General features: G+C 57.5%; 12 protein-coding genes. 9 read left to right on the top strand and 3 right to left on the bottom strand.

Annotated features, from left to right (window positions below; translation table 11 throughout):
* The first annotated feature begins 13 nt into the window (after window positions 1-13).
* From pip to infB, 6 genes are all read left to right on the top strand, one after another.
* Complete coding sequence (gene pip / locus LC354_RS05300; protein ID WP_223421811.1) at window positions 14-985, top strand: prolyl aminopeptidase; 972 nt, start codon at window positions 14-16, stop codon at window positions 983-985.
* Window positions 982-1,758 (top strand): ABC transporter substrate-binding protein, encoded by a 777-nt coding sequence (locus tag LC354_RS05295; RefSeq protein ID WP_223421810.1) that lies wholly within the window; start codon window positions 982-984, stop codon window positions 1,756-1,758. The genes pip and LC354_RS05295 overlap by 4 nt, the downstream gene beginning before the upstream one ends.
* 135 nt (window positions 1,759-1,893) lie before the next feature.
* A complete protein-coding gene (gene rimP / locus LC354_RS05290; protein ID WP_223421899.1) occupies window positions 1,894-2,502 on the top strand; it encodes a ribosome maturation factor RimP in 609 nt (202 codons plus the stop codon).
* Window positions 2,502-4,118: a transcription termination factor NusA gene (nusA, locus tag LC354_RS05285; protein ID WP_223421809.1), complete on the top strand. Its 1,617-nt coding sequence runs from the start codon at window positions 2,502-2,504 to the stop codon at window positions 4,116-4,118. The genes rimP and nusA overlap by 1 nt, the downstream gene beginning before the upstream one ends.
* A 22-nt stretch (window positions 4,119-4,140) precedes the next feature.
* Window positions 4,141-4,761 (top strand): RNA-binding protein, encoded by a 621-nt coding sequence (locus LC354_RS05280; protein WP_223421808.1) that lies wholly within the window; start codon window positions 4,141-4,143, stop codon window positions 4,759-4,761.
* Between the two features lie 9 nt (window positions 4,762-4,770).
* Window positions 4,771-7,236: a translation initiation factor IF-2 gene (gene infB, locus LC354_RS05275; protein ID WP_223421807.1), complete on the top strand. Its 2,466-nt coding sequence runs from the start codon at window positions 4,771-4,773 to the stop codon at window positions 7,234-7,236.
* A 326-nt stretch (window positions 7,237-7,562) separates the two neighbouring features.
* Here the strand turns inward: infB and LC354_RS05270 are convergent, their stop codons facing one another.
* Genes LC354_RS05270 through LC354_RS05260 form a run of 3 tightly spaced genes read right to left on the bottom strand, consistent with a single transcriptional unit; the run spans window position 7,563 to window position 10,035 of the window.
* Entirely contained in the window at window positions 7,563-7,970 is a 408-nt protein-coding gene (locus LC354_RS05270; protein WP_223421806.1) for a (deoxy)nucleoside triphosphate pyrophosphohydrolase, read from the bottom strand.
* Complete coding sequence (gene argJ, locus LC354_RS05265; RefSeq protein ID WP_223421805.1) at window positions 7,967-9,193, bottom strand: bifunctional glutamate N-acetyltransferase/amino-acid acetyltransferase ArgJ; 1,227 nt, start codon at window positions 9,191-9,193, stop codon at window positions 7,967-7,969. The genes LC354_RS05270 and argJ overlap by 4 nt, the downstream gene beginning before the upstream one ends.
* A gap of 2 nt (window positions 9,194-9,195) precedes the next feature.
* Entirely contained in the window at window positions 9,196-10,035 is an 840-nt protein-coding gene (locus LC354_RS05260; protein ID WP_223421804.1) for a peptidylprolyl isomerase, read from the bottom strand.
* Window positions 10,036-10,210: 175 nt separating this feature from the next.
* Here LC354_RS05260 and secA point away from each other — a divergent pair, with 175 nt between their 5' ends.
* From secA to LC354_RS05245, 3 genes are all read left to right on the top strand, one after another.
* Entirely contained in the window at window positions 10,211-12,907 is a 2,697-nt protein-coding gene (gene secA, locus LC354_RS05255; protein ID WP_223421803.1) for a preprotein translocase subunit SecA, read from the top strand.
* Window positions 12,908-13,014: 107 nt separating this feature from the next.
* A complete protein-coding gene (locus LC354_RS05250) occupies window positions 13,015-14,037 on the top strand; it encodes a hypothetical protein (protein WP_223421802.1) in 1,023 nt (340 codons plus the stop codon).
* Between the two features lie 25 nt (window positions 14,038-14,062).
* A complete protein-coding gene (locus LC354_RS05245; RefSeq protein WP_223421801.1) occupies window positions 14,063-15,616 on the top strand; it encodes a phosphate ABC transporter substrate-binding/OmpA family protein in 1,554 nt (517 codons plus the stop codon).
* The last annotated feature ends 132 nt before the right edge of the window (window positions 15,617-15,748 follow it).

Raw genomic sequence — 15,748 nt, 5'->3', positions numbered from 1 at the left:
ATGTAGGTCAGTAATGGACAAACACAGTGATCAAAAGCGCGCGGTGCAATATCTGTACCCGCCAACCGACCCCTACGATCAACGGATGTTGGACGTGGGCCAAGGCCACCGCATCTATGTAGAGCAGTGCGGAAACCCGGATGGCGTGCCCGTTGTGGTGCTGCACGGCGGCCCCGGCGGCGGATGCAGCCCCGCGATGCGCCGCTATTTCGACCCTGCGTATTATCGGATCATCCTGTTTGATCAGCGTGGCTGTGGCCGGTCGCGGCCCCATGCGTCGGTGACCAACAACACGACATGGCATCTGGTCGAAGACATCGAACTGATTCGCAAAACGCTGGAAATCGATGCGTGGATCGTATTTGGTGGCAGTTGGGGCGCAACCCTGTCGCTGATCTATGCCGAAGAGCATCCATCGCGTGTGCGCAATCTTGTGCTGCGTGGTGTGTTCCTGATGACCCAATCCGAACTGGATTGGTTTTATGGCGGTGGGGCGGGCAAATTCTGGCCCGAAGTCTGGTCCCGCTTCGAGGGGCTGGTGCCCGAGGATGAGCGCAGCGACCTCATCGAAGCCTATAACCGCCGTCTGTTTTCCGGTGATGTCGCGCTCGAAACACGATTTGCACGGGCGTGGTCGTCCTGGGAAAATGCGCTGGCGTCCATTCACTCGACAGGTGCGGGGGGCGAAGCGCCTGGTGAATACGCCCGCGCCTTTGCTCGGCTGGAGAATCACTATTTCACCAATGCTGGGTTCCTTGAGTTTGATGGCCAGATCCTGGCCCATGCCGGACGGATCAAGCATATCCCCGGCACGATCGTACAAGGGCGTTACGACATGATCTGCCCACCGGATTCCGCTTATGCCCTGTCACAGGCCTGGCCCGCGGGCGAGTTGAAGATGGTGCGGAATGCTGGACATGCCTTGTCCGAGCCGGGAATTTCGGCTGAACTGGTGCGCACCATGGACAGGATCGCAGGCAAATGACCCGTTTGGACCGCCGCGCCCTATTTGCATCAGGTGCTGCCGCAGCGCTTCTGGCGGCCACGGGCGTGTCGGCGGCCCCCAAACGCGGTGGTCGGTTGCGCGCGGCTTTGTCGGCAGATCTGTTTGATCTGGCGATTTCCAGCACGGTTTATGACAACCTGACCGAGATTGGCGCTGACGGGACGTTGCGCGGCGCCTTGGCGACCGGATGGACCTCGAACCAAGATGCGCGCATCTGGCAGTTTTCCTTGCGTGACGACGTTTTGTTTCATGATGGTGCAGCGTTCGATGCGTCTCATGTCCACCTGCCATTCGATGTGCGGGTTTTGGATGCGCGCAGGTTGCAAATCACACTCGATGCGCCCAACCCCAATCTGCCTTATCTGCTGGCCCACCCGGGTTACGAGCAGCGCTCGGATACCGGCATGGGTACGGGTATCTACCAAGTGCAGAAGCTCGAACCCGGGCGTCATTTCATCGGGACCCGTGTCGCAGAGCATTGGAAGTCTGCCCATGCCGGTTGGTTCGACAGCATCGAGTTTGTTCATTTCAGCGATGCCGCCATTCGCGCAGAGGCCTTGCGCGATGCGATGGTCGATGTGGCCGACATCACCGAATTGGATGCCTATGCCGATCCGCGGGATTACCTGCTTTTGCCGGATGGCCAGACCGTCACGCATATCGCAAGCCAGTCGATTGCCGTGCCTGTCACCGTCGGTAAAGCATGGCCGCTGGATAATTTGCGCATGGCGGAACGGTGGTGGATCGCCTGAGGGCTTGCAGAGTCGGGCGCAGGTGCGTATATGGCTCTCAACAGCGGTGCGCTGGGGTCCAAACCCAACGCTCCACCGGGAAAGATCGACGGGCCGCGCGCCCGTTTTTTTGTGCCGAAAGCACGCGTAGGACTTATGAACACCGACCTTATTGCCAAAGCCGCCATTGACCGCCGCATGGCCGAGATCATCACTCCAGTGATAGAGGATCTTGGCTATGAACTGGTGCGCGTGCGCCTGATGAGCGGCAAAGAGTCGATCTTGCAGATCATGGCGGACAAGGCCGATGGCGGGATCGAAGTCGATGATTGTGCCGTGATCTCTACCGCCGTGAGCGCCACGCTGGATGTCGAGGATCCGATCCTGGATGCATACACGCTTGAAGTGTCCAGCCCGGGCATCGACCGCCCGCTGACACGCCTCAAGGACTTTGACATGTTCGAAGGATATGAGGCCAAGCTGGAGACCGACGAACTGATCGATGGACGCCGCCGTTTCAAGGGCGTGCTTGCCGGGATTGACGGCGACGAAGTGCTGATCAACGTGGCCGAAGGCACGATAGGTTTGAAGTTTGACTGGTTGAGCGACGCCAAGCTGGTCCTGACAGACGAGTTGATCAAGGAGATGCTGCGCCAGCGCAAAGCGGCCGGCGTTCTCAAAGAATCCGATTTTGACGAGATATCCGAAGACGCGCCCGAGGGTGCAGACACAAACGAGACCCAAGGGTCAGAGGAGAACAGCTGATGGCCATTACATCTGCAAACCAGCTTGAGCTTTTGCAAACTGCCGAAGCGGTTGCGCGCGAAAAGATGATCGACCCCGGGCTGGTCATTGAGGCGATGGAAGAATCGCTCGCGCGTGCGGCGAAGTCCCGCTACGGCGCAGAGATGGACATTCGCGTTGCGATTGATCGAAAAACGGGCAGGGCGACGTTCACCCGCGTTCGTACCGTGGTCGAAGATGACGAGTTGGAAAACTATCAGGCTGAGTTCACCGTCGAGCAGGCCAAGCAATACATGGATGCACCCGAGGTCGGGCAGCAACTGATCGAAGAAGTACCCCCCGTGGAAATGGGTCGAATCGCCGCGCAGTCGGCCAAGCAGGTCATCCTGCAAAAGGTTCGCGAAGCCGAGCGTGATCGCCAATACGAAGAGTTCAAGGACCGCGCAGGCACCATCATCAACGCACTGGTCAAACGCGAAGAATACGGCAACGTCATCGTCGATGTGGGCGCAGGCGAAGCGATTTTGCGTCGCAATGAAAAGATCGGTCGCGAATCGTATCGCCCGAATGATCGCATCCGCTGCTACATCAAGGACGTGCGTCGCGAGCAACGCGGCCCGCAGATTTTCCTGAGCCGCACCGCGCCTGAATTCATGGCGGAGTTGTTCAAGATGGAAGTGCCCGAAATCTATGACGGCATCATCGAGATCAAAGCCGTTGCCCGTGACCCGGGTTCGCGCGCCAAGATCGCCGTGATTTCTTATGACAACTCCATTGATCCCGTCGGAGCCTGCGTTGGTATGCGCGGCAGCCGGGTTCAGGCCGTCGTGAACGAATTGCAGGGCGAAAAGATCGACATCATTCCGTGGAATGAAGATCAGCCGACATTCCTCGTGAACGCATTGCAGCCTGCCGAGGTGTCCAAAGTTGTTCTGGACGAAGAAGCCGGCAAGATCGAAGTTGTCGTGCCCGAAGAGCAGCTGAGCCTTGCCATTGGCCGTCGCGGTCAGAACGTGCGTTTGGCCAGCCAGCTGACCGGTCTCGACATCGACATCATGACGGAGGCGGACGAATCGGCCCGCCGTCAGGCAGAGTTCGAATCACGCACCAAGCTGTTCATGGACAATCTGGATCTCGACGAATTCTTTGCCCAGCTTCTGGTGTCCGAAGGTTTCACCAACCTCGAAGAGGTTGCTTATGTCGAGCAGGATGAGCTTCTGGTCATCGACGGTGTCGACGAGGGCACCGCTGAAGAGTTGCAGGCTCGGGCCCGCGACGTGCTGGAAGCCGCTGCCAAAGCCGCGTTGGAAAATGCGCGCGCTCTGGGTGCTGAAGACAGCCTTATTGAATTTGACGGTCTGACACCCCAAATGATTGAGGCATTGGCCAAGGACGATGTCAAAACGCTGGAAGATTTTGCAACCTGCGCGGATTGGGAACTGGCTGGTGGCTGGACGACGGTCGACGGTGAACGCCACAAGGATGATGGCGTACTGGAACCCTTTGACGTATCCTTGGAAGAAGCACAGCATCTGGTTATGACTGCCCGTGTTCTTTTGGGCTGGGTGGATCCGACGGAACTGGAAGCCGAAGAAGAAGATGCAGACGCCGAACTGACCGAGGAGACCGAGGCCTGATCTCAGGCCTCGGGACAGCCTCATGGGACGCGGTGGCGCCTCAAAGGATCGGTCGGATGGACCTGAACGCAAGTGCATTGCCACAGGCGAGGTGCAGCCGAAATACGGGTTGATCCGTTTTGTCGTTGGACCGGATGACCAGATTGTGCCCGATATTGCGGGCAAACTGCCGGGGCGTGGCATTTACGTCGCGGCGCAACGTTCAGCGCTGGAAACGGCGGTTGCGAAAAAACTGTTCGCACGCGGGGCCAAGCAATCCGTGACCGTGCCAGAGGATCTGGTGAACGAGGTTGAGCGGCAACTTGCCCGTCGTGTGGTCGATCTGATTGCGTTGTCACGCAAATCCGGCAGAGCCGTGGCAGGGTACGAAAAGGTAAAGGGCTGGCTTCAAATGGAAGAAGCGCAAGTCCTTATTCAGGCGGTAGATGGTTCGGGCCGTGGCAAGTCCAAGCTGAGCACGCCGCATTTTGGAAGTTACATCGGATGGCTGACATCCCATGAGTTGGGATTGGCGTTCGGTCGCCAAACTGTGATTCACGGGGCGCTGGCCTCTGGCGGACTCACGCAACGTGTTGTAGAGGAAGCCAACCGTTTACGCGGTGTGCGCGAAAATGAAGGCGGCAACGGTCGCCTGGAAGGATAGACGAGCTTTATGAGCGATACAGACGGTAAAAAGACACTGGGGCTGCGCGGCGGCGCGCGTCCGGGCAATGTGAAACAGAGTTTCAGCCACGGGCGGACTAAGAACGTTGTCGTCGAAACCAAGCGCAAGCGGGTCGTGGTTCCCAAGACGGGGGCTCCCAAACCTGTGAGTTCCGGCCCGACGGTAGGGACCCCCAGCCGTCGCCCGGCAGGGATCACAGACGCCGAAATGGAGCGTCGCCTGAAGGCCGTTCAGGCTGCCAAATCGCGTGAAGTCGAAGAGGCCGCGACCCGTGCTGCCGAAGAAAAAGCACGCGAAGAAGAGCGTGAGCGTCGCCGGGCCGAGATGGAGGCCAAGGAACGCGAAGAAAAAGAGCGCGAAGAAAGCCTGCGTCTGAAAGCGGAAGACGAGGCGCGCAAAGCCGCCGAGGCTGTGGCTGCGGCACAGGCCGCATCAGAGCCGACTGAACCCAAACCGGCAAAAGCCGCGCCGCGGCAGACGCAACTGCCCACGGCAACGCCCCGGAAAAACGAGCGTGAACAACAGCAGCGTCCGAAAGGCCGAGGCGACGATAATCGCCGGTCCGGCAAGCTGACGCTTTCCGAAGCTACGGGCGCGGGTGCTGGTCGCCATCGCTCCATGGCGGCGATGAAGCGCAAACAGGAACGCGCACGTCAAAAAGCCATGGGCGGTTCGGTTGAACGCGAAAAGGTCATGCGGACGGTCAACTTGCCAGAGGCGATTGTTGTTTCGGAACTTGCCAACCGTATGTCTGAGCGCGTTGGTGATGTGGTGAAGTCCCTCATGCAGATGGGCATGATGCTGACACAGAACGAAACGATTGACGCCGACACTGCGGAACTGGTCATCGAAGAGTTTGGCCACACGGTTCAACGTGTGTCTGATGCCGACGTTGAAGACGTGATCAAAGAGATCGTCGATGACGAAGCCGATCTGCAACCCCGCCCACCGGTGATTACGATCATGGGTCACGTTGACCACGGTAAAACGTCACTGCTGGATGCCATCCGCGATGCCAAAGTGGTTTCGGGCGAAGCAGGCGGGATCACGCAGCACATCGGCGCCTATCAAGTCGTAACCGATAGCGGCACCAAGCTGTCCTTCCTCGACACACCCGGCCACGCCGCGTTTACGTCGATGCGGTCACGTGGTGCACAGGTCACCGACATCGTCGTTCTGGTGGTCGCGGCGGATGATGCCGTGATGCCGCAGACGATCGAGGCGATCAACCACGCAAAGGCGGCAAAAGTGCCGATGATCGTGGCGATCAACAAGATGGACAAACCCGGAGCGACGCCTGACAAGGTCCGCACCGATCTGTTGCAACATGAGGTCATTGTCGAAAAAATGTCCGGCGATGTGCAGGACGTCGAAGTGTCCGCGATTACCGGTCAGGGTCTGGACGAACTTCTCGAAGCGATTGCGCTGCAATCCGAAATTCTCGAGCTCAAGGCCAACCCCGACCGGGCGGCTCAGGGTGCTGTGATCGAAGCACAGTTGGACGTGGGCCGTGGTCCCGTCGCGACTGTTTTGATCCAGAATGGTACGTTGCGCCAGGGCGACATCTTTGTTGTGGGTGAGCAGTACGGTAAGGTCCGTGCGCTGATCAATGACAAGGGCGAGCGCGTCAAGGAAGCGGGCCCATCGGTGCCTGTCGAGGTGCTTGGTCTGAACGGCACACCCGAAGCGGGTGACGTTCTGAACGTAACGGAGACAGAAGCGCAGGCCCGTGAGATCGCGGAGTATCGCGCGAATGCAGCCAAGGACAAACGTGCGGCTGCCGGTGCGGCAACGACACTCGAGCAACTGATGGCGAATGCCAAGGCGGACGAGGATGTCAGCGAGCTGCCGATTCTGGTGAAAGCGGATGTTCAGGGCTCTGCCGAAGCGATCGTCCAGGCGATGGAGAAGATCGGAAACGACGAAGTACGCGTCCGCGTGCTCCACTCCGGCGTTGGTGCGATTACCGAAACGGACGTGGGTCTGGCCGAAGCATCTGGCGCGCCGATCATGGGCTTTAACGTCCGTGCAAACGCATCAGCACGGAATACGGCAAACCAGAAGGGTGTTGAGATCCGGTACTACTCGGTGATCTACGATCTGGTTGACGACGTGAAAGCGGCGGCATCAGGCTTGCTGAGTGCTGAAATTCGCGAAACCTTCATCGGCTATGCCGAGATCAAAGAGGTCTTCAAAGTGTCACATGTCGGTAAGGTTGCCGGCTGTCTGGTCACAGAAGGCGTCGCGCGCCGCTCTGCGGGTGTGCGTCTGTTGCGCGATAACGTGGTTGTTCACGAAGGCACGCTCAAAACACTCAAGCGCTTCAAGGATGAAGTGGCAGAAGTGCAGTCAGGTCAGGAATGCGGCATGGCCTTCGAAAACTACGATGACATCCGGCCGAAAGATGTGATCGAGATTTTCGAGCGTGAAGAAGTGACACGCACCTTGGCGTGAAGTGACTGATAAAACAAAAAAAGGGACGGTGAAAACCGTCCCCTTTTTATTCGTGAGTGTCTTGCTTAATCAGGCCGCGCGCGTAACCGGTTTTCCCGAATAGTCGGCGCTATCAACGCGGACCGTTATACGACCGTCCGGAAGTGACCGGACGAAGATGCCTTGAATCAAAATCGAAGTACCGAGAGAGATTGTTCGAAGCATTGTAGTTCCTCCCCATCTGTGAGTCTTAAGACTATCTTTCAACTTATTGGTTAATATGTCACCAAAAATATTCAAAACACGCCATTTTTTTTATCGAAATTGAAACTTTAAGACCTTCGGATCTACAGCAAATCACGCAATACAGGGATCAAAGGGAGATCTGCGGCCGGCATCGGGTAGGATTTCAGGTCGTTTGCGCGCACCCATTTTAATGACTGATTCTCGCGGGAATGGGGTGTTCCTTCCCATTTTCTGCACGCAAACAAAGGCATGAGCAGGTGAAAGTCATCGTAGCTGTGGCTGGCGAAGGTCAAGGGCGCCAGGCAGGACTTCCATGTGTTGATTCCCAGCTCTTCTTCAAGTTCTCGCACCAGCGCCGCCTCTGGCGTCTCACCGGTCTCGACCTTGCCACCCGGAAATTCCCAAAGGCCGGCCATTGATTTTCCTTCGGGTCGTTGCGCGAGCAATACTCGCCCGTCGACGTCAATCAACGCGACGGCCGAAACCAGGACAATCGGCTTGTCTGTCATGAGCGATAGTCAGCGTTGATATCAATGTATCCATGCGTCAAATCACAGGTCCAGACCGTCACGTCGGATGAACCCATGCCAATATCGGCACGAATGCGGATGTGATCGGACTTCATGTGCAGGGCTGCGTCCGCTTCGCTATAAGTCGGGCTGACCCAGCCGTTTTCGGCCACCAACACGTCACCAAACCAGATCGATAATGTATCGCGGTCCGCAGCCGCACCGGATTTCCCGACTGCCATAACAATGCGACCCCAGTTGGGATCTTCGCCAGCAATCGCGGTTTTGACGAGAGGTGAATTTGCAATCGACATCGCATGCATTTTGGCCGCCGTCTTGTCGGTAGCACCGGTCACACGAATTTCTACGAATTTCGTGGCGCCTTCACCGTCGCGCACAACTTGATGTGCCAAATCTCGCATGACGGATCCGAGCGCTTCTTCAAAGCCGGGGTGTTCAGACGCATCCGCACCGCTTGCCCCGGTTGCGGCAACGATCAGGCTGTCGGAAGTCGATGTGTCGCTATCCACTGTGATGCAATTGAACGTTTCATCCACCAGCCGCGTTGTCATATCCTGCAGGTGCTCTTGAGCGACGTGCGCATCGGTAAAGATATAGACAAGCATGGTCGCCATATCGGGCGCGATCATGCCGCTGCCTTTGGCGATACCTGCTATTTTGACAATTTTGCCGTCCACGTCGCAGGTGGCCATGGACCCCTTGGCGAAGGTATCCGTCGTCATGATGGCGGCCGCTGCGTCTGCGATCGCATCAGCGGAAAGCTCCGCATTAAGGTCCGCCAGCTTTTCTGTAATCCGCTCAAACGGTAGCGGCTCGCCGATGACTCCTGTGGATGCGGTAAAGATCCGATCAGCCGCAACGCCGGTCGCGTCCGAAGTGGCCTGAACGATAGTGCCGACCGCTGCCACGCCATTGCGCCCGGTGAAGGCATTGGAATTGCCTGAGTTCACCAAAATAGCGGCACCGTCCCGAGATTGTTTTCCGAGTTTGACCTGACAATCCAGAACCGACGCCGAGCGCGTCGCCGAGCGCGTAAACGTGCCCGCGATGGACGTTCCGGGCGCGCATTTGGCCAGCATCACATCCAACCGCCCTTGATATCTGACACCGGCGGAAACGGCGGCGAATTCTACGCCGTCGATCATGGGCAATGCCGGAAAGGCTGCAGGCGCCAAAGGCGATCTGGGCAAGTTGGCAGCCATCGTTATTCAACCAATGTCAGGTCTTGGAGGATCGCCGGGTCTATCCCCTCTGCGGAAGACTCGTCGATTGTTGCTGTTTCCGCGAGGCTTTCCACGCGGCTGGCTACAGCCGAAGCTTGAAGATCGCTCACGATTTCATTGCGAATGGCATCCAGAGTTGGTGCATCTGTTTTGCGTGTATCGATCAGCTTGATGACGTGCCAGCCGAACTGGGTTTGGACCGGGGCCGACACTGCGCCGACTTCCAGTGCGATCACTGCCGCCTCGAACGAAGGCACCATGGCGCCGGGCCCAAACCAGCCCAGATCACCGCCGTTGGGGCCGGAGGGGCCAGTTGACTGATTGCGGGCCGTGGCGGCGAAATCCGCACCGGCTTCCAGCTCGGCGACGACAGCCAGCGCTTCTTCTTCGGTTTCAACCAGAATATGTGCGGCATTGTATTCTTCTGACGCTTCAAACGCTTCAAGTCTCTCCGCATAAGCGGTTTGAATGGCCTCTTCGGTCAGCGCGGTGGTCAACACATTTTCGATCACTTCAGCCGCGGTCAACGAACGTCTTTCGTTTTCGATGGACAGGGTCGTGCGTTTGGGCAGCTCACCTTCGAAGGATTGCGCCAAAAGGGTCTGATCGATCAACTGGCTTAGAATGCCTTCAAACAAAACATCGTTAGGCAGCTGCTGATACTGTTGCGGCAACGTGGATCGCGCGACAATCATATGCCCGATTGTGATTTCAGTTCCGTTAACCGTGGCGACCACCGTATCTGCGTCCTGGGCACTGGCGGGCAACGCCATCGCGGTCAAGAGTCCGAAAATGGGCAATGAAAGGTAATGTTTCGTCATAGATCAGTCCTAAGGCTAGCTGCGCGCAGGGTGCGTGCATTGACACGGTTTGGCGCGACCCTTACATCGCCCTATGGACGCAGTTTGGGTCGGTTTCTTCCACCCGTATCTATGGGCTTGGCGCTTGTCCGGCAAGCAGTTGCTGCACAACATGAATTGATCGGCTGGAGAACGCATGCTCGGTTTCGGAACTCTCACCAAAAAGGTGTTCGGCACCCCAAACGATCGCAAGATCAAAGCTGTTCGGCCATTGGTCGACAAGATCAATGCGCTGGAGCCGGAATTCGAAGCGTTGAGCGACGATGGTTTGAAAGAACGCACAGACGCTTTGGCCAAACGGGCCAACGCGGGTGAAAACCTGGATGATCTGCTGCCCGAAGCTTTCGCCAACTGCCGCGAAGCTGCCAGGCGGGCTCTGGGTCTGCGCGCCTATGACACACAGCTGATGGGGGCGATTTTCCTGCATCAAGGCAATATCGCCGAGCAGAAGACCGGCGAAGGCAAGACCCTGACCGCTACATTTGCCGTTTACCTCAATGCTCTTACCAGCAAGGGTGTGCACGTCGTGACGGTCAACGACTATCTGGTACGGCGTGACGCCGAATGGATGGGCAAGGTTTTTGCCGCCCTTGGTCTTACCACTGGTGTGGCTGTTGCAGGCATGTCCGAAGACGAAAAACGAGAGGCTTATGCCTGCGACGTGACCTATGCGACCAATAACGAGCTTGGGTTCGATTATCTGCGTGACAACATGAAACCGTCTATCGACCAAATGGTGCAACGCGGGCACAATTACGCCATCGTAGACGAAGTCGACAGTATCCTGATCGACGAGGCGCGGACGCCGCTGGTCATTTCCGGCCATATGGCTGATCGGTCTGAGCTCTATGTCACCATCAATGCCATCATTCCGCTGATTCAGCCCGAGCATTACACTCTGGATGAAAAACAACGGAACGTGACCTTTACCGACGAAGGCATTGAATTTCTCGAAGAACAGTTGCGTGTGCGCGATCTGATCGAAGCTGACGCAACGCTTTACGATCCCGAAAGCACCACGATCGTACACCACGTGAACCAAGGTCTGCGGGCGCATATTCTGTTCAAGAAGGACAAGGATTATATCGTGCGGGAAGATCAGGTTGTTCTGATCGACGAATTCACCGGTCGCATGATGTCGGGCCGTCGCCTGTCCGAAGGTCTGCACCAAGCGCTTGAAGCCAAGGAAGGCGTCAAGATCCAGCCGGAAAACCAGACGCTGGCTTCGGTGACGTTCCAGAACTATTTCCGCCTCTATAACAAACTGGCCGGCATGACGGGCACGGCCGCCACCGAAGCCGAGGAATTCGGCGAGATTTACGGTCTGGGCGTTGTTGAAGTTCCGACGAACCGGGCGATTACCCGCATCGACGAAGATGATCAGGTGTTCCGGACAGGGACCGAAAAATACGGTGCTATGGTCAAGGAGATCAAGGCCGCCCACGAAAAAGGGCAGCCCGTTCTGGTCGGCACCACGTCAATCGATAAATCCGAGATGTTCAGTGCCTTGCTGAAAGAAGAAAACATCCCACACAACGTTCTGAACGCGCGCCAACACGAGCAGGAGGCGCAGATCATCGCGGATGCCGGCAAATTTGGGGCGGTGACCATCGCCACCAATATGGCGGGCCGCGGCACCGACATTCAGCTGGGCGGCAACGTCGAGCTGAAAGTGCTTGAAGCGATTGTAGCGGATCCGAACATCGACCCCGATGATGTGCGCAAGCGCATCGAGGCCGAGCACGAAGATGAAAAGCAAAGAGTGCTGGCGGCAGGTGGCCTGTTTGTTCTGGCCTCTGAACGCCACGAAAGCCGCCGGATCGATAACCAGTTGCGTGGCCGTTCAGGCCGTCAGGGCGACCCCGGCCGCACGTCCTTCTATCTGTCGCTCGAAGACGACCTGATGCGCATTTTCGGCTCGGACCGTTTGGATAAGGTATTGAAAACCCTTGGTTTGGAAGAGGGTGAGGCGATTGTGCACCCGTGGGTCAACAAGTCCCTGGAACGCGCACAGGCAAAGGTCGAAGGCCGTAACTTCGATATCCGCAAGCAGTTGCTCAAATTCGATGACGTGATGAACGAACAGCGCAAGGTCGTTTTTGGCCAGCGCCGCGAAATCATGGAAGCGGACGATCTGTCCGAGATGACATCGGATATGCGGGATCAGGTCGTGGACGATTTGATCGACCAGTACATGCCCGCCAATTCCTATGCGGATCAATGGGACACCCATGGTCTTTATGCCGCCGTGATCGAGCGTTTGGGCCTGAATGTACCAATCATCGAATGGTGCGAAGAAGAAGGCGTGGATGATGAGCAAATCCGCGAGCGTCTGATCGAAGCCAGTAACAAGCTTTTGGAAGAAAAGACCGAGTCCTTTGGTCCGGAGAATATGCGAACCATCGAAAAGCAGTTGATCCTGCAAGCCATCGACACCAAATGGCGCGAGCATTTGCTGACGCTTGAACACCTGCGTTCGGTTGTCGGCTTCCGCAGCTACGCACAGCGTGATCCACTGAACGAATACAAGAACGAAGCGTTTCAACTGTTCGAAGCCATGCTGGATAGCCTGCGGAACGAGGTGACCCAGAAGCTCGCCCTGATCCGACCCATGACCGAACAAGAGCGTCAGGCGATGATGGCGGAGATCGCCGCACAGCAACCGCAAGCTCCGGCCGAAGTGACAAATGAAACGCCTGCGCCCACGCCCGAAGCGAAAAATGCGGGCTTTGATGAAAATGATCAGTCCACGTGGGGCAGCCCCGGCCGCAACGAGCCTTGCCCCTGCGGATCAGGAAAAAAGTTCAAGCATTGTCACGGGCGTCTGGTCTGACGCCGTCGCCGCAATCCTGACGCAAAGAGTTCATTTCCCGGTCATGACCCGGCCCTTTTGATTTGGGAGTTACTCCGCGAACCAATCCGTGGAAGGGACGCATGACCATGTTTCACCTTAAAGAGGTCATTACCGCCGTTGGTACACTCGGCATCGCCGCGGGCCTTGGGGTTGCAATGCAGGTCGGGGCGGCGGCCAAGGAACGATATGGTGTCGAGGGGCGCCCGACCGCGGCTTTTACCGGATCAACCGCAACACCGATCATCGACAAAACGCACTCAGGCCTCTTTTTGGAAGTGGACGAGATCGAACAGATCTCGTCCAGTGATGTCATCATTCTGACAACCCCCGCCGAAGAGGACGGAATTTCGCGCATCTCAGCGCCAGAACCGTCCAGCCTCCCTGACTTGGACCGGGATACGCTCCCCACCGCGGAAGTCAGAGCGGAAGATTGCGTGATGACCGCTACCGCGAAAACACTGCCGGGAGCCATGGTAAACCTGACCATGTCGGCACCCTGCGCGGTCAATGAACGTCTGACCGTGCACCACCACGGCATGATGTTTACCTTGGCCACCGATGCGGAAGGGTCGTTGAAAGTGACCGTGCCGGCACTGAAGGAACAAGCTGTTTTCATCCTCGCCTTTTCAAATGGCGATGGTGCCGTTGCGCATACGCAAGTGACCGATCTGGACGATTACGATCGCGTGGCGGTGCACTGGCGGGGCCAGGCCGGATTTCAGCTGCATGCGCGCGAATTCGGTGCAGGCTACGGAGAGCCCGGCCATATCTGGTCCGGCGGCGCCTCGGATATCGACAGCCTGATACGCGGTGAACACGGATTTCTGATGCCACTTGGTGACATCAGCGTCGCAGAGCCCCGGTTGGCAGAAATCTACACATTCCCTTCCCGCAAAACACAGCGGGACGGCCCGGTCTATCTCAGCGTGGAGGCTGAGGTGACCCCGAAAAACTGCGGACTGGAAATTGAAGCGGAAACGATCGAGATCACCGACGGCGGCAAGCTGATAACACAGGATTTGATCCTTGCCGTCCCGGGTTGCGATGCCGTTGGTAGCTTTCTGGTGTTGAACAATCTCGTTTCAGACCTGAAAGTCGCAAGCAACTGAACACCGTTGCGACGAAGGGCATCTTATGGCTTGGGCACGTGTGGCGATTTTCGCTGCACTTTTCATATGGGGCACATCGGCCCATGCGCAGGATGTAACGCTCACCTCGCCCGATGGCGCGGTCGAGCTGAGCGGGACATTGCTTGGTTTCGACGGTGAGTTCTATCGCCTTGAAACGGTTTACGGCGAGTTGACTGTCGATGGGTCCGGCGTCTTGTGCGATGGGCCTGCTTGCCCCAATCTGCAGAATTTCGTGGCTGAAGTGAACATTTCCGGATCTGCCACAATGGGTCTGGTTTTGATGCCTGCGCTGATCGAAGGCTTTGCGCTACGCAATGACTTCACCGCAGAACGGGTCGCAACAGGTGACTCGACCTTTGTCTATATCTTGCGCAACCAATCCGATGGCGCACCTGCCGCGCGGTTCTACTTCCGTGTCTCCACGACAGACGAAGGCTTTGCAGACCTGTTGGTGAACGAAGCGGATCTCGTCATGGCGCTGCGCGAAATCCGACCCGATGAACGCCTGCGTGCCCGTACGGCGGGGCTGGGGGATATGACACAGGTCAACCGCAGTCGTGTTCTGGCGCTGGATGCCATGGTGCCGATTGTTGCTCCGTCCAATCCGGTGGACAGGTTGTCACCGCAAGATCTGGCTGAAGTATTTGCCGGCCGGATCACCAACTGGCAGGACCTTGGCGGCGCAAATGCAGAGATAGTGCTGCACCTGCCGGATGCCTCGACCGGTCTGGGGCAATCCGTCGAAGACCATGTAATGGGCCCGGCCGGTCTTGCCTTTGCAGAAGGAATTATCCGCCATCCCCGTCCGGATGAACTTGTTGCGGCGGTTCTGCGTGATCCGTTTGCCTTTGGGATCGTCAGTTATTCAGAGGTTGGCAGTACACGGGCGTTGACCCTGACGGGGCCTTGCGGATTTTCGATGTCCGCAGATCGCGGGACCATCAAGACCGAAGACTACCCGCTGACAGCGCCTATGTTCCGGTATATGCCTGCCCGGCGCTTGCCCAAAGTGGCGCGTGAGTTACTGGCGTTCACGCGTTCACCCGCGGCACAAATCATGATCCGCCGGGCTGGTTTCGTAGATCAATCTCCCGAAGAGGTCAGTATCGACGCGCAAGGTTACCGCTTTGCCAATGCGATCACCTCAGCGGGGCCGGAAGTGTCGCTGGAAGAGTTACAACGCATGACGCGCACCCTCTACGGCATGGAGCGGTTGACAACGTCTTTTCGGTTTGAGGCGGGGTCGGTGCGTCTGGACGCGCAATCACGATCAAATGTGCAGCAATTGGCGCTTGCGATGGAGCAGGGCAAATACGATGCACGCCAGGTCTTGCTGGTGGGTTTCAGCGATGGGGATGGCCCGGCAGACGTCAATCGCACCATTGCATTGCGGCGGGCCGAGGCTGTGCGCCGTGCCATTATCTCCGCCGCCGAGACCGCGAACTTCGACCGTATTCAATTGGATGTGGATGCATTCGGAGAAGCCTTGCCGATGGCCTGTGATGACAGCGCTTGGGGGCGGCAGGCCAACCGACGGGTCGAGGTCTGGGTGCGCTAAAGCGTTTTGTGTTTGATCTGAATCGAAAGGGATTCACAGGAAGCTTTTTGTCTGATTCACTTCCGTTGGGAGGTGGATCATGGGCAAACCATATTCTTTGGACCTTCGGGAACGGATTTGCACGTATGTGGC

Source organism: Tateyamaria pelophila, from assembly GCF_019966495.1.
GTDB lineage: Bacteria > Pseudomonadota > Alphaproteobacteria > Rhodobacterales > Rhodobacteraceae > Tateyamaria > Tateyamaria pelophila.
The sequence above is the reverse complement of the archived record's forward strand: the minus strand, read 5'-3'. Positions and strand labels throughout refer to the sequence as shown.

What these genes read in the sequence shown, in the direction of transcription:
- pip (WP_223421811.1), top strand. Translation starts at nt 14, where the DNA reads ATGGACAAACACAGTGATCAAAAGCGCGCGGTGCAATATCTGTACCCG.
- LC354_RS05295 (WP_223421810.1), top strand. Translation starts at nt 982, where the DNA reads ATGACCCGTTTGGACCGCCGCGCCCTATTTGCATCAGGTGCTGCCGCA.
- rimP (WP_223421899.1), top strand. Translation starts at nt 1,894, where the DNA reads ATGAACACCGACCTTATTGCCAAAGCCGCCATTGACCGCCGCATGGCC.
- nusA (WP_223421809.1), top strand. Translation starts at nt 2,502, where the DNA reads ATGGCCATTACATCTGCAAACCAGCTTGAGCTTTTGCAAACTGCCGAA.
- LC354_RS05280 (WP_223421808.1), top strand. Translation starts at nt 4,141, where the DNA reads ATGGGACGCGGTGGCGCCTCAAAGGATCGGTCGGATGGACCTGAACGC.
- infB (WP_223421807.1), top strand. Translation starts at nt 4,771, where the DNA reads ATGAGCGATACAGACGGTAAAAAGACACTGGGGCTGCGCGGCGGCGCG.
- LC354_RS05270 (WP_223421806.1), bottom strand. Translation starts at nt 7,970, where the DNA reads ATGACAGACAAGCCGATTGTCCTGGTTTCGGCCGTCGCGTTGATTGAC.
- argJ (WP_223421805.1), bottom strand. Translation starts at nt 9,193, where the DNA reads ATGGCTGCCAACTTGCCCAGATCGCCTTTGGCGCCTGCAGCCTTTCCG.
- LC354_RS05260 (WP_223421804.1), bottom strand. Translation starts at nt 10,035, where the DNA reads ATGACGAAACATTACCTTTCATTGCCCATTTTCGGACTCTTGACCGCG.
- secA (WP_223421803.1), top strand. Translation starts at nt 10,211, where the DNA reads ATGCTCGGTTTCGGAACTCTCACCAAAAAGGTGTTCGGCACCCCAAAC.
- LC354_RS05250 (WP_223421802.1), top strand. Translation starts at nt 13,015, where the DNA reads ATGTTTCACCTTAAAGAGGTCATTACCGCCGTTGGTACACTCGGCATC.
- LC354_RS05245 (WP_223421801.1), top strand. Translation starts at nt 14,063, where the DNA reads ATGGCTTGGGCACGTGTGGCGATTTTCGCTGCACTTTTCATATGGGGC.